Origin of the sequence: Roseburia sp. OM02-15 (assembly GCF_003481835.1) — a bacterium.
Lineage (GTDB): Bacteria > Bacillota > Clostridia > Lachnospirales > Lachnospiraceae > Eubacterium_I > Eubacterium_I ramulus_A.
Window position 1 is genome coordinate 143877 of record NZ_QULX01000003.1, and the last position, 19389, is coordinate 163265.

The 19389-nt window shown below is 45.5% G+C and carries 18 protein-coding genes; all 18 read right to left on the reverse strand.

The genetic code is table 11. The features are described 5' to 3' along the window. Window positions 1-18 precede the first annotated feature (18 nt). The 18 genes from argR to DXB15_RS04220 all read right to left on the reverse strand — a co-directional run bounded on the left by argR (window position 19) and on the right by DXB15_RS04220 (window position 19387). Window positions 19-471: an arginine repressor gene (argR, locus tag DXB15_RS04135; protein ID WP_109214331.1), complete on the reverse strand. Its 453-nt coding sequence runs from the start codon at window positions 469-471 to the stop codon at window positions 19-21. 95 nt (window positions 472-566) lie between these two features. Continuing rightward, window positions 567-1427 carry an NAD(+)/NADH kinase gene (locus DXB15_RS04140; protein ID WP_118702216.1) on the reverse strand — a complete coding sequence of 287 codons (861 nt, stop codon included), beginning with the start codon at window positions 1425-1427 and terminating at the stop codon, window positions 567-569. Between the two features lie 4 nt (window positions 1428-1431). After that, window positions 1432-2235, reverse strand: a complete 804-nt coding sequence (locus tag DXB15_RS04145) for a TlyA family RNA methyltransferase (RefSeq protein WP_109214297.1) — start codon at window positions 2233-2235, stop codon at window positions 1432-1434. Window positions 2236-2272: 37 nt separating this feature from the next. Next, entirely contained in the window at window positions 2273-4138 is a 1866-nt protein-coding gene (gene dxs / locus DXB15_RS04150; protein ID WP_109214298.1) for a 1-deoxy-D-xylulose-5-phosphate synthase, read from the reverse strand. 9 nt (window positions 4139-4147) lie between these two features. Further along, a complete protein-coding gene (locus DXB15_RS04155) occupies window positions 4148-5035 on the reverse strand; it encodes a polyprenyl synthetase family protein (protein ID WP_109214299.1) in 888 nt (295 codons plus the stop codon). 14 nt (window positions 5036-5049) lie between these two features. Further along, window positions 5050-5301, reverse strand: coding sequence for an exodeoxyribonuclease VII small subunit (xseB, locus tag DXB15_RS04160; RefSeq protein ID WP_109214300.1), 252 nt, complete (start codon window positions 5299-5301; stop codon window positions 5050-5052). 72 nt (window positions 5302-5373) lie between these two features. Continuing rightward, window positions 5374-6585, reverse strand: coding sequence for an exodeoxyribonuclease VII large subunit (gene xseA, locus DXB15_RS04165; RefSeq protein WP_109214301.1), 1212 nt, complete (start codon window positions 6583-6585; stop codon window positions 5374-5376). Further along, window positions 6582-6977, reverse strand: coding sequence for a transcription antitermination factor NusB (gene nusB / locus DXB15_RS04170; protein ID WP_109214302.1), 396 nt, complete (start codon window positions 6975-6977; stop codon window positions 6582-6584). The genes xseA and nusB overlap by 4 nt, the downstream gene beginning before the upstream one ends. Window positions 6978-7043: 66 nt before the next feature. Further along, the gene (locus DXB15_RS04175; protein WP_109214303.1) at window positions 7044-7427 is read right to left on the reverse strand and encodes an Asp23/Gls24 family envelope stress response protein; all 384 of its coding nucleotides are present in this window, start codon (window positions 7425-7427) and stop codon (window positions 7044-7046) included. Window positions 7428-7509: 82 nt separating this feature from the next. After that, window positions 7510-8982: a chromate transporter gene (locus tag DXB15_RS04180; protein WP_118702142.1), complete on the reverse strand. Its 1473-nt coding sequence runs from the start codon at window positions 8980-8982 to the stop codon at window positions 7510-7512. Window positions 8983-9106: 124 nt separating this feature from the next. Further along, window positions 9107-11119, reverse strand: coding sequence for an NAD-dependent DNA ligase LigA (ligA, locus tag DXB15_RS04185; protein ID WP_118702143.1), 2013 nt, complete (start codon window positions 11117-11119; stop codon window positions 9107-9109). A gap of 126 nt (window positions 11120-11245) precedes the next feature. Beyond that, a complete protein-coding gene (locus DXB15_RS04190) occupies window positions 11246-12010 on the reverse strand; it encodes a pseudouridine synthase (RefSeq protein ID WP_109214333.1) in 765 nt (254 codons plus the stop codon). A 138-nt stretch (window positions 12011-12148) separates the two neighbouring features. After that, window positions 12149-12592, reverse strand: a complete 444-nt coding sequence (locus tag DXB15_RS04195; RefSeq protein ID WP_109214306.1) for a hypothetical protein — start codon at window positions 12590-12592, stop codon at window positions 12149-12151. 184 nt (window positions 12593-12776) lie between these two features. Further along, window positions 12777-14192 carry an SH3 domain-containing protein gene (locus DXB15_RS04200; RefSeq protein WP_118702144.1) on the reverse strand — a complete coding sequence of 472 codons (1416 nt, stop codon included), beginning with the start codon at window positions 14190-14192 and terminating at the stop codon, window positions 12777-12779. 135 nt (window positions 14193-14327) lie between these two features. Further along, the gene (locus DXB15_RS04205; RefSeq protein WP_243115597.1) at window positions 14328-15398 is read right to left on the reverse strand and encodes a type IV pilus twitching motility protein PilT; all 1071 of its coding nucleotides are present in this window, start codon (window positions 15396-15398) and stop codon (window positions 14328-14330) included. Between the two features lie 114 nt (window positions 15399-15512). After that, complete coding sequence (locus DXB15_RS04210; protein WP_330427461.1) at window positions 15513-17192, reverse strand: GspE/PulE family protein; 1680 nt, start codon at window positions 17190-17192, stop codon at window positions 15513-15515. Then, complete coding sequence (locus DXB15_RS04215; RefSeq protein ID WP_118702146.1) at window positions 17193-17963, reverse strand: hypothetical protein; 771 nt, start codon at window positions 17961-17963, stop codon at window positions 17193-17195. Next, complete coding sequence (locus DXB15_RS04220; RefSeq protein ID WP_118702147.1) at window positions 17963-19387, reverse strand: hypothetical protein; 1425 nt, start codon at window positions 19385-19387, stop codon at window positions 17963-17965. The genes DXB15_RS04215 and DXB15_RS04220 overlap by 1 nt, the downstream gene beginning before the upstream one ends. Between the last annotated feature and the right edge of the window lie 2 nt (window positions 19388-19389).

A 19389-nucleotide genomic window follows, 5' to 3' on the forward strand; every position in this document is an offset into this window, starting at 1 on the left:
ACTCCTACTTCTCTCCTTCTACTCTCTCTGTAGTCCCCGAAGCCGCTGCATCAGTGCAGCTGTATCCTCCACCGTACGCACCGCGCACATAATGGTGTCATCCCCCGCAATACTGCCGACAATCTCATTACAGTCCATGGCATCTAAAGCAACCGCAACTGCCATCGCCATTCCGGAAACCGTCTTGATCACCAGAATATTTTGTGCCATATCCAGAGAAATCACACCGTCTTTGAAGACACGTCTGTATTTTTCCTCAAGATCCTGTCCCGCATCATAGAGGGAAGTATATTTCTGCTTTCCTCCTTTGATCGCTACCTTTGTCAGCTTTAATTCCCGGATATCACGGGATACCGTTGCCTGTGTCACCTTGTATCCTGCTTCATTAAGCCGGACACAGAGTTCCTCCTGCGTATCCACATCATATTTCCGTATAATTTCCAATATTTTTGCATGCCGTTTTGCTTTCACTTCTGGCACCTCCATAGCATGTCTCACATACCTAATCCCTATGTGTTACATCAAATAAATTCTGTCTTTCCATATTCACCCAGTCTTTGCCGTTTTTAATGAATCTCCTGCATTTTTTTTCGCAGGATCTGTAAGAAGCTTAACTGATTCAGCTTCAGAATCTTTGCAGATTCCGGCGCTTTTTTAATATGAATACTGTCTCCGACTTTCATATGCACAAAGCGGTCTCCATCGAAGCTGACCTCTGCCTCCTCGTCCTCCTCCTGGCGGCGTTTTGCCAGAATGACGTCAATCTCCGCATCTGATCCGACTACGATACTTTTTGCCAGTGCACTGTGCGGATTGATCGGCGTGATCAGCATCAGATCTGCTTTCGGATCGACGATCGGACCGCCCGCAGACATACTGTAACCGGTAGATCCTGTCGGTGTGGAAATAATGATACCATCGGCGCTGTAAGTTGCCAGATACTCTCCATTGACTGACACGATCAGATTGACGATCTGCGGCATGCCGCATCGATGGATCACAATATCGTTCAGGGCAAATGTTGTTTTACCCGTATCATCCTTGGAATCACTTCCCGCGATCAGCATGCGTTCTTCCAACTCATACTGATCGTTAAACAGCTTGTCAATGGCATCAAACACCGTGCTTCGCTCCAGCTCACACAGATAACCTAACGTTCCCATATTGACACCGATCAGCGGAATCCCAATACTTGCCATATCTCTGGCTGCCCGCACCAGTGTACCGTCACCGCCAAGCACAATGATACAATCCGCATCTATGTCGGACTGCTCAAAACGCCGAAGATTGCGCTCACTCCATCCGGTTTTTGTGCTAACATAATGGGTGCAGGTTCCACCTTTTGCAATAATATAATCGGAAATGGCATTGGTAACTGCCAGATTCATATCTTTATGTTCGTTTGTGATGATAAAAAACTTTTTCATAATATTACTTATCAAGCTCTGCATGTGCAGCTTCTACGACTGCCACCGGATCAACGCTTTCCTCCTTTGTCGCAGTTTCGCTTTTCTGGATGTGCACCAGATACTCAATATTTCCCTCCGGTCCTTTGATCGGAGAATAGGAAAGGTGCAGCACGGAAAATCCGTGTTCCAGCGCAAAGGATACAATGCGCTCTACCACTTCCAGATGTACTGCCTTGTCTCTGACCACGCCTTTTTTTCCGACTTTTTCACGTCCTGCCTCAAACTGTGGTTTGATAAGACAAACCATCTGTCCGCCGTCTCTTAAGAGATTTCTTGCAGGCTCTAAAATTTTCGTCAGTGAGATAAAGGAAACGTCCACCGATGCAAAATCTAGCACATCATCGATATCCTCCGGTGTCACGTAACGGATATTGGTTTTCTCCATGCAGACCACACGCGGATCCTGACGCAGCTTCCAGGCAAATTGTCCATATCCGACATCCACAGAATATACCTTTGTGGCACCGTTCTGTAACATGCAGTCCGTAAAACCACCGGTGGAAGCACCGATATCCATACAAATGTCACCCTCTAACGTCAGATCAAACTCATTCATGGCTTTCTCCAGTTTCAGACCGCCACGACTGACGTATTTTAACGTGTTTCCATGAATCTCAATCGGGACATTTTCATCAAAAGAGGAACCTGCTTTATCTTCCCGCTGATTGTTGACAAATACATTTCCTTCCATAATCATTGCTTTTGCCTTTTCTCTGGAAGGAGCCAGATTTCTTTTTACCAGTAATATATCCAGTCTTTCTTTCATCTTCGTTTTTTATATCCTTTAATCCTAATTTTTTATCCTAAATGGTTTTGTATGTCTCAATAATTTTCTCTGCCATGCTCTGTGCATCCAGACCGATCCGCTCATGTAACTGGGAAACCGTTCCATGCTGTACGAACTGATCGTCAATGCCGAAATGAAGTACTTTTGTATTCACATTTGACGCACTTAAGAAAGCTGCTGCTGCATAACCGAAACCACCACGCAAAACGTTTTCCTCCATGGTGACGATCAACAAATGCTCCTTTGCTGCTTTCAGAAGTGTTTCCTGATCCAGCGGTTTTACAAAACGGACATTAATCAGCGAACAGTCATAGCCTCTCTCATGAAGGATCTCATGTACCTTCACAGCTTCTTCTACCATGTTTCCAACGGCAAAGATCGCAATCTGCATTTCTTCACAGAGCCATTCACTCTTTCCATAACAGATCGGTGCACGGTGCTCTTTCAGACCGTCATAGGCAGTTCCACGCGGATACCGCACTGCCACCGGTCCATTCTGCCGGAATGCAAACCGAAGCATATCTGCAAGCTCCCATTTATTTTTCGGTGCAAGCACCGTCATATTCGGGATCATTCCCATATAGGACAGATCAAACACGCCCTGATGCGTCTCACCGTCTGCACCAACCAGACCTGCACGGTCAATGGCAAATACAACTGGGAGATTCTGCATACAGACATCATGTACAACCTGGTCAAATCCCCTCTGCAAAAAGGAAGAATACACCGCAAATACCGGATGCAGTCCCGCTGCCGCAAGTCCTGCTGCAAAAGTGACTGCATGTCCTTCCGCAATTCCCACATCAAAAAATCTGGCAGGATATTCCGAACGGAACCGTTTTAAACCGGTACCGTCTGCCATAGCAGCCGTAATTGCCACAACTTCATCATTTTTTGCAGCAATCTTACAGATTACCGTAGAAAACACATCGGTATAGGTTGCTTTTTCCTTTTTTGCCAAAGCTTTTCCAGTCGCAATATCAAACGGTCCTGTGCCATGGAAATGCGCCGGATGTTCTTCTGCCGGCAGATAGCCAAGTCCTTTCTCTGTCTGTACATGTACAACTACTGGTCCGTTGACCTTCTTTGCTTCCTGCAAAATCCGAACCATATCGTTCAGATTGTGTCCGTCCACCGGTCCCAGATACGTCACTCCCATATTTTCAAAGATCATACCCGGAATCAGAAGCTGTTTTAAACTGCTTTTTGTCTTGCGGATTCTGCGCACCACACGTTCACCATACGGCAGACGCTCCAGAGAACTGTGTACCCCGGACTTAAATTCCTGATATGCCTCTGCGGTTCGCAGAGAAGCAAGATGTTGGGAAAGTCCTCCCACATTTTCAGAAATAGACATCTTATTATCGTTTAATACAATGATCAGATTGGTATTCAGCTCTGCTGCATTGTTCAATGCCTCAAATGCCATACCACCGGTCAATGCACCGTCTCCGATCACAGAAACCACATTGTAGTCTTCCCCAAGCAAATCTCTGGCTCTTGCAAATCCAAGTCCTGCGGAAATGGATGTAGAGCTGTGTCCTGTATCAAAGCAGTCACAGTCACTTTCCGACCGTTTTGGAAAACCACTCATGCCATCTAACTGCCGCAGATGGTCAAACTCATTCTTCCGTCCGGTCAGGATCTTGTGTGTATAAGACTGATGTCCCACATCCCAGATCAGTTTATCCTCCGGAAAGTTCAACACCAGATGCAACGCCATCGTAAGCTCCACAGCACCCAGATTGGATGCCAGATGCCCTCCGGTTTTGGAAAGATGCTCGATCAGAAACTGCCGGATCTCTCCGGGCAATTCTTCCAACTGCGTCTCACTTAAATATTTTATATCATTTGGTTGATTAATTCGATCTAATACCGACATTTTTATCCTCTATTTTTTTCTGTGAATCAGGTATGCTACCAATTCATCCAGATAACCATTTTTTTCTTTCAGAGAGGCAAGGCCGTCCAATGCTCTCTGTGATATTTCTTCCACGTCCTTCTGTGCCTGTTCCAGTCCACGGATTGTCACATAAGTTGTCTTGTGGTTTTTCTCATCGCTTCCGATCGGTTTTCCCAGTGTCTCCATATCACTGGTGACATCTAAAATGTCATCCTGAATCTGAAATGCCAGACCGATATCTCCGGCAACCTGTAGGATCACATTCTGTGCTTCCTCATCAGCACCGGCAAGCACCGCTCCGATCAGCATAGAAGCCTCGATCAGTGCCCCGGTCTTCAGATCATAGATAAAATCCAGTTTTTCCCGCTCTAACGGTAATCCCTCAGATTCCACATCAGCGACCTGTCCGCCAAGCATGCCATAAATACCGGCTTTTTGTGCTAACAGCTGCATCGCTTTTGCCACATTCGGATTGCCCGGCTCCAACATCAACCCTTTGCACGCTGTCTCAAATGCAAAATTCAGCAATGCATCACCGGCAAGGATTCCCATTGCTTCTCCATATACGACATGTGTCGTTTTTCTTCCACGGCGATAATCATCATTATCCATTGCCGGAAGATCATCATGGATCAGGGAATACGTATGGATCATCTCAATTGCTGCCATAAATGGCTCAATCGCTTTGGAGCTGCCACCAAACAGACGATACGTTTCCAGCATCAGCATTGGGCGCAGACGTTTTCCGCCTGCCAGAAAACTGTAATTCATTGCCTCCATGACCGTCTTCTGATACCCCTCCTCTGCCGGAAGAAATTTTACAATAATATCTTCCACCTCTTTGGTATGCTCCATTATTTTTTCTTTGATTTCCATATTCCGTACCTCTCCTATGCAAAAGGAACTTCCGTTCCATCCTCTGCGATCACCATCATCTTTTTCTCTACCAGATCCAGCTTTTCATTACAGCTTCGAATGTCCTTCATCCCCTGCTCATACAGAGAGAACGCATCCTCCAGTGAAATATCCGGATCTTCCATATTGTTAAGAATCCCGTCCAGACGTGCAAACAGCTCCTCCAGAGATGGCTGACGCTCCTGTCCGGCTTCTGTATCTTTTTCTGATGCCTGATTTACTTCCATATTGTGCATTTCCTTTATACTGACTGCTCTCCATTTTCTGAGAACTTTCTTCGCAAAAAATGTCCGCAGATATTATTCTTTCTTCTTAATCTGGCGCACTTCGGCTTCAATCGTGCCATCCAGCATATGCGCTGTAAAATGGTCTCCCGGATGCAGCTTAGCTGCCTGCTGCAACGGCTTTCCATCCGAATCTGCCAGAAACGCATACGGTCCCTGCAATTTTTTTAATGGAGAAACACCTTCCAGTCTCGCCGCATACATTTCCAGTCTGTGCCGTTTCTGCCGCAGAATCTCCTGCATTTTACGTTCTAATGCTTCCTCCTGATCCGTAAGATACTGTCTTTTTTGCAGTAACTGATTTTTCGGATGCAGATTCTGCAAGCGCAACTGATATTCCCGCAGAAAACTTCTCTTTTTCTCAATCTGCTGCTGCAGACGCCGCATGAGCAGTTCTCGTCCGTTTTGAAGCATATCCAGTACCCGGTCAACCTCAAACACTGCCAGCTCTGCTGCTGCAGAAGGTGTCGGTGCCCGCAGATCTGCCACATAATCGGCAATGGTAAAATCCGTCTCATGTCCCACCGCGGAAATGATTGGAATCGGACATTCAAAAATAGCCCGTGCGACAATTTCTTCGTTAAATGCCCACAGGTCTTCCATTGAACCACCGCCCCTGCCAACAATGATCACATCCACATTTTTTGCTTCCAGCGCGTGAATGCCCTGCACGATAGATGCCGCAGCGTACTCGCCCTGCACCAGTGCCGGATACAAAATCATCTGTACGTAAGGGTTTCTCCGGTGTGAAATATTCTGAATATCGCGGACAGCAGCTCCGGTTGGTGCTGTCACAACACCTACCCGGGATACAAAACGTGGAATCGGCTGCTTGTACTCTTCCGCAAACATGCCCATTTCTTCCAGTTCCTTCTTTGTCTCCATAAATTTCTGATAAAGAAGTCCTGCGCCCTCCCGGGAAATTTCTTCCGCATAAAGCTGATATTTTCCGTCTCTCTCGTAAATCCGGATCGCTCCGATCACCACAACACGGTCGCCCTCTTTCATACGAAAAGGCAGTCCCCGTGCTGCCTGTGTCCGAAACATGATCGCTTTGAGCACACCGGTCTCATCTTTCAAAGTGAAATAAATGTGCCCGGAAGAATGATATTTGCAGTCAGACACTTCCCCACGTACCGCAACATGATTCATCATAAAATCCTGAGCAAACATATTGCGGATATACGTGTTTATCTGTCCGACGGAATAGACATTTCGTTGTTTCATACCATTCCTGATAAGATTCCGTTTACGAATGCCGGTCCATGATCTGATCCGTATAATTTTGCCAGTTCAACTGCCTCATTAATGGATACAGATACCGGAATATCATCCTCATACTTGATCTCATATGCAGCAAGACGCAGAATGGAAAGCTCTGCTTTCGCCATACGTGTCGTCTTCCAGTTTTTGGATGCCTGGTTGATCATTCCGTCGATCTCATCCATATGCTCCACAATACTGCGTACCTTTCCGGTCATATAGTCGGCATCTTTTTTGCGGATGTCTCCCAAATCCTCCATATATAATCCAATCTGTTCCTCCAGTTCATCTGCACTGTGAAACTCAACTCCAAACAGAATTTTAAAAATCTGTTCTCTCTGTTCTCTTCGGCTCATATTTTCCTCCACCGTTTTTCTATTTGTATTTCATGGCGCTCACCATACGCCCACGCGCAGATTTTCCTACTCAGCTGCGCCTTTCATATCAACATCTGCAATTCTTACATTGACACCAGATACTTCCAGTCCTGTCATATTCTCGATGGCGGATTTGATCTTCTCCTGTACGTTACGGGATACTTCCGGGATTGCATAACCATAAGCAATATTGATGGTTACATATACCTGAACTTTATCCTCCTCATCCACTTCGATGCGTACACCTTTGGAAAGATTTTTCATACCAAGACGGCTTACCAACTCTTTTGTAATGTTGCCGCCCATGGAGCAGACACCCTCAACTTCTGTAGCTGCCAGTCCTGCAATAATTGTAATTACTTCCTCTGCGATCTGAACTTCTCCAAGTCCATCCTCTTTGATCTTTAATCCTCGTCTATCTTCAGCCATGGAAAAAAACCTCCTTATCATAATCAGATTTTCAATATTATTTATTAGTATATCAAATTATTTGATGTTTGAAAACGTTTTTTTATGGGATCGATGCAAATACGTTGCACACAATCAGGGATGCCGCCGCCGAAAACAGTACCATCTGTAATGGGCGCACCACACCGCGCCGCCGCCAGAATACATTTAACAAAAAAATGCCAAAGGTCAGCAGTACCATAGATACCAGCGGCCAGAAATACCAGCAGGCAATACTCATGTTCTGATAGATCATGGAAGTGCACACTGTCAAAAGCAATCCTGCCACGATGGGGCGCATATACGTCTGCAGCACCTGAAAAATCTGCAGATTTTCAAATCGTTCATAAATATAGACTACTGCGGAAAATGTACCGCCGGATGCTGCAATACTGCAGGCAAACCCACATAATGCCACAAAAATGCCGCACCAGACACCGCCGGACTGACACCCCAATATGTATCCCACTCCTGCCAGGATCTTGCACAGGATCGAACCCGGCAGACCATTCGCTACAGAAGCAATCTTAAAATAGAAATCATCATATCCAATCATTCCCGTATTGACAAACATACCGTTTGCCACCGCCAGATAAGCATCTCCGCCGCCAAATGAAATAACTGCTGAGATCAATCCTCTGCCCGCAAATGCCAGTGTCTTTCCAAAACAGAGCAACGCCGGCAAAGACAGCAGAAAAAACATTGCCGCCCAACAGACTTCCTCCCGAATCAACCGCTTTAACGATTTCCATGAAAACGGAATCTTTCCTTCGATACCAGTACGCAGTCCATAAATTGACAGCACCACCATGGTAAGCCGGATGATTCCAAGCACCACTGTACTGCTGATCAGATGCATTTTTCCCACGCAGAGGCAATACAGCACCGTAATGATAATGGATACGATCACTCTGCCCCATCGAAAAACACCACCGGTATAAAAAATGATAAAAAATGCCGCGCACAACACGTCAATGGTTGAAATATCAAAGATCGGTGTCCGATTGATGCCAAATAACTGAAACAGTTCCTTTCCGGAAGTCAGGAAAAACACCAGAAACATAAAAAACATACCACTTTTTGCCGTTCCACTCTCCCGACATTCCCGCCAGGTCCCTTTTGCATACATGATCAGCATATAAATGATATAGGCGGTGACACCTGCGGAAGCAAACAAAATCTGCTGCAACACCCGTATTCCCGAACTGTTGATCAGAATCAGCAGTAATACCGTCAGGAACGTTCCCGGCATTCCCATCAGAAGTGCGGAGAGCAGCATCCCCGGCATTCCGCAGACCTTCCTGCCAACTCCTGCTGCCACCTCCACCGGAAGGGCACCCGGGGTGATATTTGCCACGATCACGTCCTTTGTATATTCTTCCTTATCGATCAGCTTTTTTTCGTATACAACTTCGGATTCGATGACCGGCACCAGTGCCGTTCCGCCGCCAAATCCGATGCAGCCAATTTTGAACATCGTAGCAAGTAACTCTTTCATATTCCGTTTTTTTTCGTGTCTGCTGTCCTTTTTACTCATCTGTCACTATCCCAAATTTCCGTCAATCTAACAACCTGCAGGCAAATCGGATCAATCCGCTCATGCTGCCTACTTATACACAAATAACCCATACAGCCCTATCTATTTTCAATCCATTTTCTGCCTATGCATCCTTCTGGATCATATGCAGAAATTCTTCTTCTGTAATTACCGGGATTCCAAGCTGCTCCGCTTTCGTCAGCTTGCTTCCGGCATTTTCACCTGCCAGCACATAACTGGTCTTTTTCGAAACACTGCCGGCAGCTTTTCCACCGTTCTTTTCAATCAGCTCCTGTGCCTCTTTTCTGCCAAGGTTTAGCAGCGTACCTGTCACAACAATGGTCAGACCTGCCAGCAGATCACCGACCGTATCATCTTCCGCCAGTTCCATGGTAAGTCCATATTCCCGCAGGCGTTCCAAAATCTTCTGATTCTTTTCACTTGCGAAATAATCAAGAATACACTCTGCGCTGACTTCTCCGATATCGTTCACTTCCAGAAGCTGCTCTCTGTCTGCCTTTGCCAGGGCGTCAATGCTCTTGAACTGGCGCATAATTGCCTTTGCCGCTGCTTTTCCCACATTCTGGATTCCAAATCCTGTCAGCAGACGAAACGGCTCATTTTGTTTGGACTGTTCAATGGCATCCAGCAGCTTGTCTGTATTTTTCTCTTTTCCGATAATGCCCTGTTCGATCAGTTCCTCACGGTGATTTTTCAGAACGTAAATATCCGCAATATCATGAATGTAGCCAAGGCGTACCAGTTCTGTCACATAAACGGCACCAAAGCCCTTGATATCCATGGCATCACGTCCGACAAAATTAATGATATGCCGCTCTAACTGTGCCGGGCAATCCGGAGAAACGCATCGAATATCTGCCGTATCTTTTTCCCGGACCGTTTTTGCTCCACAGACCGGGCAGGTATCCGGAATCTGGAATCGCTGCCAGTCTGCCGGACGTTTTTCCTTGCGCACTTCTTTGATCTTTGGAATGATCTCACCGGATTTGTATACCACAATGGTATCCCCGATTCCCACATCCAGAGTATTGATAAAATCCTGGTTATGCAAAGTTGCACGGGAAACACTGGTTCCGCACAGACGGATCGGTTCAAAAATGGCAGTCGGCGTGATACGTCCTGTTCTGCCTACGGACAACTCGATATCCAGCAGCTTTGTCTCCTTCTCCTCTGGCGGATATTTATATGCGATTGCCCAACGCGGTACTTTAGAGGTTGCTCCAAGTTTTTGACGGTCAGCGATAGAATTTAATTTTACAACGGCGCCGTCAATATCATAAGACAGATTTCCTCTGTTCTCGCCAATCTTGCAAATGGCATCCCACACCTCATCCGCAGTATGACAGACACGGTAATCTTCGATCACCGGGACGCCCTGTTTTTTCAGATATTCATATCCTTCCACATGCGTTTTAAATTCATGTCCACGCACTTCCTGCACATTAAATACAAACATAGAAAGTTTTCGTTCTTTTGTGATCCGGCTGTCTAACTGACGCAGCGTGCCTGCCGCACAGTTTCGTGGATTTGCAAAGGTCTTTTTGCCAAGCATTTCCTGTGTTTCATTTACCTTTTCAAAATCTGCATTTTTCATATAAACTTCGCCGCGGATTTCGATATATGGCAGCGGCTGTTTCATTTTTTTCTTCACATCGGAAATCACTCTGGCATTTGCCGTCACATCCTCACCCTGAATGATACCGTCTCCACGGGTGACTGCCAGCTTCAATTCGCCTTCTTCATAACGAAGCGCCATGGAAAGTCCGTCAATCTTGTATTCTACGACAAACTCCGGATTTTCTAACTGTTCCTGCATCTCATGCACAAACTCATAGACTTCTTCCTTAGAAAATACATCCTGCAGGCTCAGCATCGGCACGTTATGACGCACTAACACGCCCGCGGTACGTTTTGCAGTTCCGCCGACTTTCTGTGTCGGAGAATCCGGTGTCACAAGCTCCGGATGCTCTTTCTCCAGCTTTTTTAACTCCTGCATCATCATATCATACTCATAATCGGTGATCTCCGGATCATCCATATTATAGTAACGATTGCTGTGATATTCTATTTGTTTTCGCAGTTCTTCTGCCCTTACTTTATAATTTTCCTGTTCCATTTTCATTTCTCCGTCTTTATACTTACGTCAATCTATATTCTGTAAAGAATAGGTCATTTTGTCACATGCCAAGTTCCACATGCATTCTATTTGATTTGATCTGCTCGATTTTTCAGTAGTCTTAACTTACTTTCTGGCTGTCCCTTTTTTACCAGATTTTGGTGCACTGTAAGAATGTGCCGTCAGTTTCTTCAACTCCTGCAATTCCTCTCTGGTCAGATCCCGATACGTTCCGACTTCCAGATCTCCAAGCAAAATATTCATAATCCTTGTACGCACCAGCTTTCGCACACGGTAGCCACAGGCTTCACACATTCTTCGGATCTGGCGGTTGTATCCCTGTGTCAGAATGATCTGAAAGGTTCGCGCACTGACTTTTTTCACTTTGCACGGTCTCGTATGTACATCCAGTTCCTCCAGATACAGACCATTTCGCATCTGATTTAAGAAATCACCGGTAATATCTTTGTTGACCGTCACCACATACTCTTTTTCGTGATAATTGCCTGCCCGCATCATCTTATTCACCAGTTCGCCCTGATTGGTCAGCAGGATCAGACCCTCAGAATCCTTATCCAGTCGTCCCACCGGATAAATCCGCTTCGGATAACCGATGTAATCAATGATATTATTTTTTTCCCGTTTCTCTGCCGTACACACGATTCCCACCGGCTTGTGAAACGCGATCAGAATCTCCTCATCCTCAGGAGAAACTTCTTTTCCGCAAAACGTCACTTTCATTCCCGGCAGGATCCGGTCACCGGTCACTGCCTTTCGACCATCAATCCATACGTTTCCCTTTTCAATTTCACGATCCGCAGCGCGCCGGGAGCAAACCCCGGCTTCGCTGAGATATTTATTAATGCGGATTCCCGCCTGTTTTTCTTCCATATCCCGCTCCATTTTCCTTATCGTAATTTTGCCATTCGACTTAACTACCACGGTTTAACGATTATCATATTTGTGACAGCTTTCATCGTAATCTTTCAAACATTGTAATTTTCCTATGCTTCTTCGATTGTTTTCCATTCATTCCTCATCCAGATAAGAACGCATCTTTTGAAGATTCTCCTCCTCAAAATCTATCATTTCCTTTGCCAGCTCTGTGGCATAAATTCCGGCATCTTTATATTTGTGGATCGCATGTTTTAATTCCCTGACTCCACGGTCATTTCCCTTATACATCAGATCTGCCATATCTCCAGTCTTATTCTGCACCATTGTTTTCATACGGATCGCCGTTTTCAGCATCGCCGTAGAGATTGGTTTCGGTTCTGCCGGTTCTTCTCCGTTCTCCCGCAGCCGCATTCCTGCCTTTCTGCCAAACTGCTGCATTTTATCTGCCTGCACATTTAATTCATATGCAAACTCCTCATCATAAATATCCTTTAGTACTTCGTGAATCGCTTCCACACCCATGCTGGCATTTCTGCATATCTCATGTAACAGATCGTCTTCGTCTTTTTGTGTCATGACAATACCTCCGTTTTTGGTTAGTATTGCCACTCCCGTTTAAAATATGTATCTCATTATACACCAGAACAAATGTTCTGTCTATTTTATTTTTATCGAAGCCGCACACCCCAGACAGACATCAAAAGGGAACAGACTGGCTGTCCCCTTTTTCTTATCTTTATACGCCGCTTGCGTCTTCCTTTTACGGATGCTGTGTCGTTACATATTCTGTTTTCACATATCCAACGATATCACCGGTCTTAACCTTGCTCCATCCATCCGAAGTAACGGCAAGCTGTCTCAGCTCAGACCCCTGCAATGCAGATGCCAGTACCGCAGACTGCTCATTCGGCTCCTGACGGATGTTCATTGTTTCGGTTGCATAAACCCATGCTTTCTGCTCTGTCTCCGTCGGTGTCTGCTGCTGATCCTGCTGTTGCTGTTGATCTGCTGCCTGCTGCTGGTCTTGCTGCTGTTGATCTGCGGCTACCTGATTTGCAGCTTCCTGTGTTTTCTGCTGTGCCTGCTGATCCTGTGCAGTTTTCCATTCGTTGATTGCATTGACAATCGTTGTTTCGATCATATTTTTCAAATCCGCATCCTGTGCAATTGCTTCCTCATAACGTGTCTGAACGTTTGCCTGTAATGCAGTTACGTCCTCACCCGCCTCATAGTCGTTGATCAGCTGACGGATCGTATCATCCAGCGGATTTTCCTGATAGCTCAAATTGAAAGAACTGTAAGTATTATCAATGTATACCTGTCCTTTGTCATTGGTACGGACATAGAAGAAATCCAGTCCCGGTGCCGCTGTCTCTACATTTTTGTATTTCAGATCATAAGCAACGGAAACAATGTAGGAATTCTCATCTGCTCCGGTTTTTGTATAACAAATAATATTGTCAAACTTCTCAATATACTGGCTATACATGGAAATGTAACTTTTTTCCATGTCCGTAATCGGATTTGCATAGCCAACCATTTCTTCGGTATCACCAGCTGCATATGCTTTATAGTAATTTGCAAATAGCTCATTGATCTCTGCATGTCCGTCTTTTTCATATTCCTGTGTGGACAGCGTCTGATTTTTCTCTGCCGCCGCTTTCTTTGCTTTCATGCTCTTTACGCCGATCACGATCGCACAGATCGCCACAACGACCACAAGACAGGCAATGCCGACAAATGCTATATTTCTACGCATGAATGCCACGGATTTTTCCTTTTTTGCCTCCATCTCGTCCACGCTGCGTCGCAGGGTTTTCTTTTTGGAAACAAATTCATGGGAGATTGGTTTTCCCTCTGCCATACGGGACTTATCCTTTACGGATTCCTCAGAGATAAACTCAAGATCTTCCATAATATCATCCTGTGCGGCTTTCTTACTATGCTTTTTATTTTTCATTTCAAATGTATGTTTTTTATTCTCTTTGTTATGTTTTTCTTTATTATTTTCCGAATTGGTCTGCTTCATTGGTTTCACTCTTTTTTCTTTTTTTATTTTCGGTTCTTTTGCTTCTTTATGTTCGCTTCCTCCGGTCACGATGTCCGGGATCTCATAAATTTCATCTGTATCTGTATCGTTTTTTATATTTGGTTTCTTCTTATCAAAATCTGACATTTTCTACCTCCGATATTTCGCCTAACATCATACCACAGCAAAGAAAATACGTCTAGGTATTTCCCAAAAAGTTTATGAAATGCTTAGAATTCATAAGATTTTCATAACTCTTTTCAAACCCAGACGTATTTTGTTTTATCGCAAAGTCGCTTCCAGCTCTGCTTTATTATTCGTATAAATTGCTGCATCTTCTCTGGTAATATATCCCTGCTGCATCAACCGTACCAGATCCATATTCAGAGTATGCATGCCAAGTGCTGTTCCCGACTGCATCATATTGGAAATCTGATGTGTCTTTCCTTCCCGGATCAGGTTCAGGATCGCATCCGTTGCTACCAGAAGTTCCGTACCTGCCACACGGGTCACACCGCCGCCACACGGGATCAGGCACTGACTGACAATGCCTTTTAACGTACCTGCAAGCTGGACTCTGACCTGATTTTGACCTCCCGTCGGGCAGGCATCGATCACTCGCTCTACCGTCTGTGCCGCGCCTGTTGTATGCAGAGTAGACAGTACCAGATGTCCTGTTTCCGCCGCAAGTAAAGCTGCCTGAATCGTTTCATAGTCACGCATCTCACCCACTAAGATCACATCCGGATCTTCACGCAGGGCACTTCGCAGAGCCGATGCAAAATCTCCCACATCTTCGCCAACTTCCCGCTGGTGGATCAACGACTTTTTGGTTTCATACACATACTCGATCGGATCTTCAATCGTAATGATGTGGCGGTCACTGTTCTGGTTCATATATTCGATCATCACCGCCAGTGTGGTTGATTTTCCACTTCCCGTCGGCCCGGTAACAAGGATCAGACCACGGGGTGCTTTTGCCATCTCATAGAGCACCGTCGGCATCTTCAGTTCTTCCAGTGTCGGAATGGATGCATTCAGCAGACGGATCGTGCCTGCCATCTTTTTTTGCTGGCGGAACACATTTACCCTCTGGCGATGTCCATCGGAAGTCTGAAAGGAAAAATCTGCATCAAATCCTTTTTCAAATTTTTCGGCATGACGCTTCGGCATGATCGCATACAGCATACCGCGAATCTCCTTCGCCGACATCTGTGTCTGTGCCGGAAGCAGACGTCCGTTGACACGATACCAAATCGGCATCCCTTCTGAAATATGAATATCTGATGCTTTTCGCTCACGGGCTTCCCGGATGATCGCATCCGCCGCCTGTCTTAACGCTTCTTCTGCCACTTTGTCAGACCTCTCTTTCTGCCTGAAACACCTTGACATTTCCTTGCCAAAATATTTCTCTTTTCTTCCTGTTTCTTTTCAAAATTTGTTTGTCAGATTTAGTTTTTCCAAAACTTATTCATAACTGATCTTTAACAATTCTTCCGGTGTTGTCTTTCCCTCTTTTACAAGAATCAAACCGCTTTCTTTTAAGGTACGCATATGCTGATGCTCTCTGGCATACGCTGAGATTTCTTCCACCGGACTGTGATTGATGATCATTCTGCGGATCTGATTATCGATTGCCACGATTTCATGCACCGCGATTCGTCCACTGTAACCGGTATGATTACAACGTGAACAGCCTGCGCCACGACGTATTGTCTTGATATCTTCTCCCAGAAAATTACGCTCCTGCTCCGTCGTTGGCATTTCTGTACTGCAATTCGGACACACTTTACGCATCAGACGCTGTGCCACCAGTCCCACCAGAGAATTGGCAACCAGATACGTCTCAACGCCCATATCTTCCAGACGGACAATACTGGAAACCGCATCATTTGTATGTAATGTACTCAAAACCACATGACCGGTAATCGCCGCACGTACCGAAGTACCGGCAGTCTCGCCGTCACGGGTCTCTCCAACCATGATAATATCCGGATCCTGACGCATCAGGGCACGCAGTCCCACATCAAAAGTCAGACCCGCAACCGGATTTACCTGCGTCTGATTGATTCCCGGAAGATTCTTCTCCACCGGATCTTCAATGGTAGAAATATTGACATTTCTGCCGGAGAGATAATCCAACACCATATACAGCGTGGTCGATTTTCCACTTCCGGTCGGTCCGGTAATATAAATAATTCCATTCGGATGGTTCAGCATCGGTGCAAACTGGTTATAACTGTAGTCATCCATACCAAAATGATCCGCATGATCCATATGCGTGGTTGCTGCCATAATACGCAGAACCGCCTTTTCACCAAATACTGTTGGCAAAATAGATACACGGATATTGACACTTCCGCCCTCTAACGTAACACGAAAATGTCCGTCCTGTGGAATACGTTTTTCCGCAATATCCAGATTAGACAAAATCTTGATACGTGCAATCAGCGGTGCATGAATGTTTCTCTGGATCGTAACATACTCCATGATCACACCATCAATACGCATTCGTACTTTTGTTTCCGTCTCAAATGGTTCGATATGAATATCACTGGCTTCCGTTTTGATGGCTCGTTCAATCAGACTGTTCAACAATCTGATGATCGGTGCTTCATCATCCCCGGATTCCAGATCTTCGATTTCGATTTCATCCTGCGCTGCTACTGCAAAATCCACATTCGCCTGTGTTGCTGCCTTCCGCGCACTGACCTCCGCAAAATAATAAGAAATAGCTTTTCGCAGTGGTTTTTCTTCGCTCAGGGAGATCTCAAGCTGGCAACCGGTCTGCTGTCTTACTTCCTCCAGGGCAAAATAGTTCAGCGGATCATTAGTCACGATCTCCATATTGTGTCCCTGAAGACTCACCGGAAGGATCAGATTCTTTTCACAGACTTCTCTGCTGACCTTGCCTACCGCCTGCAAATCTACAGAAAGCTGAGCCACATCTACAATATTCAGATGCAGTCTGCTGGCAAGAGCATCCAGCACCTGTGACTCTGACACAAATCCCAACTCCATCAGGATCTGTCCGACACGTTTATCCCTGTGCTCTTTCTGCCAGGCAAGTGCCTGATTCATCTGATCCGGGGTAACATATCCCTTTTCAACCAGAATATCTCCAATTCTCAGATTTGTTGTTTTCACTTAATTACTCGCTCCTTCAGTCTGTGCAGTCTGTTGCTCTCCGCAGACATATACTGCCAGCGTGCAGCTACAACTCATCTCGGAAACAGTCTGCATTGTTGTATTCACATAATCATTTTCCTGCATATTAAATGTACGTACCTGAATACCAGGATAATTTCTTGCAATATCATCCAGAAAGCCCTTAATCTCAGACTCACTTCCACGGATTGTCACATCCACAGAAGTCGTGTTTACATATGGTATGGGAACAGCTATGCGGCTTTCTGCCGCGGAATCCTCTGAATCACTGCTGTCTGTACTGTCAGCAGCAGCGGAATCTTGTGTTGCATCCGTCGAAGTATCTGCAACACTGTCTGTCGTTGAAGTACTGCCCGTCGCTGCCTGTGGGGCATACAAATAAGCTTCCGGAACACCCGCTGTCGTATCTGTAATATTCAGATAAACCGGAAACAGGTTGTGATTTAACACGATTCCGGTGATCAGTTCATCCACCTCCCGGTTTTCCAACAGGTCATAATAGCCCTCCTGCGCACTTTTTAACGAAGACTGCTGATTTGCAATAATGGCATCAAATGTATCCTTTCGGTCGATCAGTGCCTGCATATCTTCCTGTTCTGCCACGACTTCATCCCGCTGATCTACCAGATCCATATGTTTTTCAATTCCCGGGAAGATCAGAAAACGGATCATCACAAACGCGATCAGTACACATCCCAGTACCTTTAAGAGTACAATATCCTTCGGTTTTAAATCCATCTCCAATTTCATTACTGATCACCTCCGGTCTCTGCTGCCTTCAACACACAGGTCAGCATCAGGGAATACTCATTATCTTCAAAATTATATCCGCTGTAATTTACGGATTCAAACAATCCGGTATCATCCAGTTTCTGAATATAAGTTGGAATATCAATAACTTTATAACTTACTGCATGAAACGTCAGTGTTCCGGTTCCCATATCCAGAGATTCAATGCGGACAGACATATCGTTTCCACCGACATCCTCAATCTTTGCGATCATATCTTCCGTCAGATCCGGATAAGTTGCCAGATTTTCTTTCATCTGATTTACCTGATTCAGATCAAAACTCAGCTGACTGCTCTGCTTCTGCTTCGCCTGCGCCTGACTATAATCTTCCTGCACCTGCGGATCATTGATCCAGTCCTCAATCTCAGATACTTTGTGGGATTCCGCCATATTCCAGACCATCACACCGGCATAGATCACTGCACAGATTCCAAGCACCGCTGCCGGATACAGAATCTGTTTTACCATACTTTTGGATTTTACCATACCGGTCTCATTATTTTCACTCCAACTGCGGTACAGATTGATCTCCTTTAATTTTTCCTTCGTCAGTGCACCAATGCAGGCAAGCCAATCCTCCGCTCTCTCTGCCGCATGGAAAGACAGGTCGATCTTTAACGGCTGTGCTTCAAGCTGCATTGCATGAATTCCTTCCATACTGACCTCGAAATCATCCGGATCACATGCCGCATAATAAACATCCGTGATCGGTGTTTCTGAATTCGTTGTCGTATAGAACTGTAAAATACCGGAAATGTGCCGCACGATCTCTGTTCCAAAATCCAGTGTACCATGCTCGCTGAAAATACGGCTTTTCGTGGAATACAGATACACACCGTTTCGATATAACAGACTTGTAACACTGTTTTCCTCAAAGATCAGATAGATTGCCGTTTTCTGGCTCAGTGCTTTCTGGTGTGCGATGACACGCAGATAACTCTCCACATAGACACTGATCTCCTTCACATCCAGACCGATTTCCTGGCAAAATCCCATAATCTTGGAAATATCCGCTTCTTCCGCACTTCCACAGCAAAGTGTAATTCCCTGTTTTCGGTTCGCAGAGATCACACCATAATCTGCCAACGCATTACTACCGGCTTCCTCCATTACTTTCTCTGCCATCTGAACCAGTTCTTTTCCTGTTGCATATGGGATCTGCGTCACACGACCAGATGCATAAGCAGAAGGAAGTACCAGCTTCACCGGTCCCAGATCATGCGTTTTCGTATATTCAGTCAGTGCTTCTTTCCAAAGTTCGATTGGATCGCCAAAACCATTTAACGGGATCCGCTCTACTTTCTGTACTTTCGGTGGTCTGCCCGCTTTGCCGACAGCGACCAGAATGCACTCATCCTGTACTACTATTACTGTATCACTCATTT

Excerpts from the sequence above, each read along its gene's own strand:
- DXB15_RS04140 (WP_118702216.1), bottom strand. The coding sequence starts at position 1,427 with ATGAAAAAGTTTTTTATCATCACAAACGAACATAAAGATATGAATCTG.
- DXB15_RS04145 (WP_109214297.1), bottom strand. The coding sequence starts at position 2,235 with ATGAAAGAAAGACTGGATATATTACTGGTAAAAAGAAATCTGGCTCCT.
- dxs (WP_109214298.1), bottom strand. The coding sequence starts at position 4,138 with ATGTCGGTATTAGATCGAATTAATCAACCAAATGATATAAAATATTTA.
- DXB15_RS04155 (WP_109214299.1), bottom strand. The coding sequence starts at position 5,035 with ATGGAAATCAAAGAAAAAATAATGGAGCATACCAAAGAGGTGGAAGAT.
- xseB (WP_109214300.1), bottom strand. The coding sequence starts at position 5,301 with ATGGAAGTAAATCAGGCATCAGAAAAAGATACAGAAGCCGGACAGGAG.
- xseA (WP_109214301.1), bottom strand. The coding sequence starts at position 6,585 with ATGAAACAACGAAATGTCTATTCCGTCGGACAGATAAACACGTATATC.
- nusB (WP_109214302.1), bottom strand. The coding sequence starts at position 6,977 with ATGAGCCGAAGAGAACAGAGAGAACAGATTTTTAAAATTCTGTTTGGA.
- DXB15_RS04175 (WP_109214303.1), bottom strand. The coding sequence starts at position 7,427 with ATGGCTGAAGATAGACGAGGATTAAAGATCAAAGAGGATGGACTTGGA.
- DXB15_RS04180 (WP_118702142.1), bottom strand. The coding sequence starts at position 8,982 with ATGAGTAAAAAGGACAGCAGACACGAAAAAAAACGGAATATGAAAGAG.
- ligA (WP_118702143.1), bottom strand. The coding sequence starts at position 11,119 with ATGGAACAGGAAAATTATAAAGTAAGGGCAGAAGAACTGCGAAAACAA.
- DXB15_RS04190 (WP_109214333.1), bottom strand. The coding sequence starts at position 12,010 with ATGGAAGAAAAACAGGCGGGAATCCGCATTAATAAATATCTCAGCGAA.
- DXB15_RS04195 (WP_109214306.1), bottom strand. The coding sequence starts at position 12,592 with ATGACACAAAAAGACGAAGACGATCTGTTACATGAGATATGCAGAAAT.
- DXB15_RS04200 (WP_118702144.1), bottom strand. The coding sequence starts at position 14,192 with ATGTCAGATTTTGATAAGAAGAAACCAAATATAAAAAACGATACAGAT.
- DXB15_RS04215 (WP_118702146.1), bottom strand. The coding sequence starts at position 17,963 with ATGAAATTGGAGATGGATTTAAAACCGAAGGATATTGTACTCTTAAAG.
- DXB15_RS04220 (WP_118702147.1), bottom strand. The coding sequence starts at position 19,387 with ATGAGTGATACAGTAATAGTAGTACAGGATGAGTGCATTCTGGTCGCT.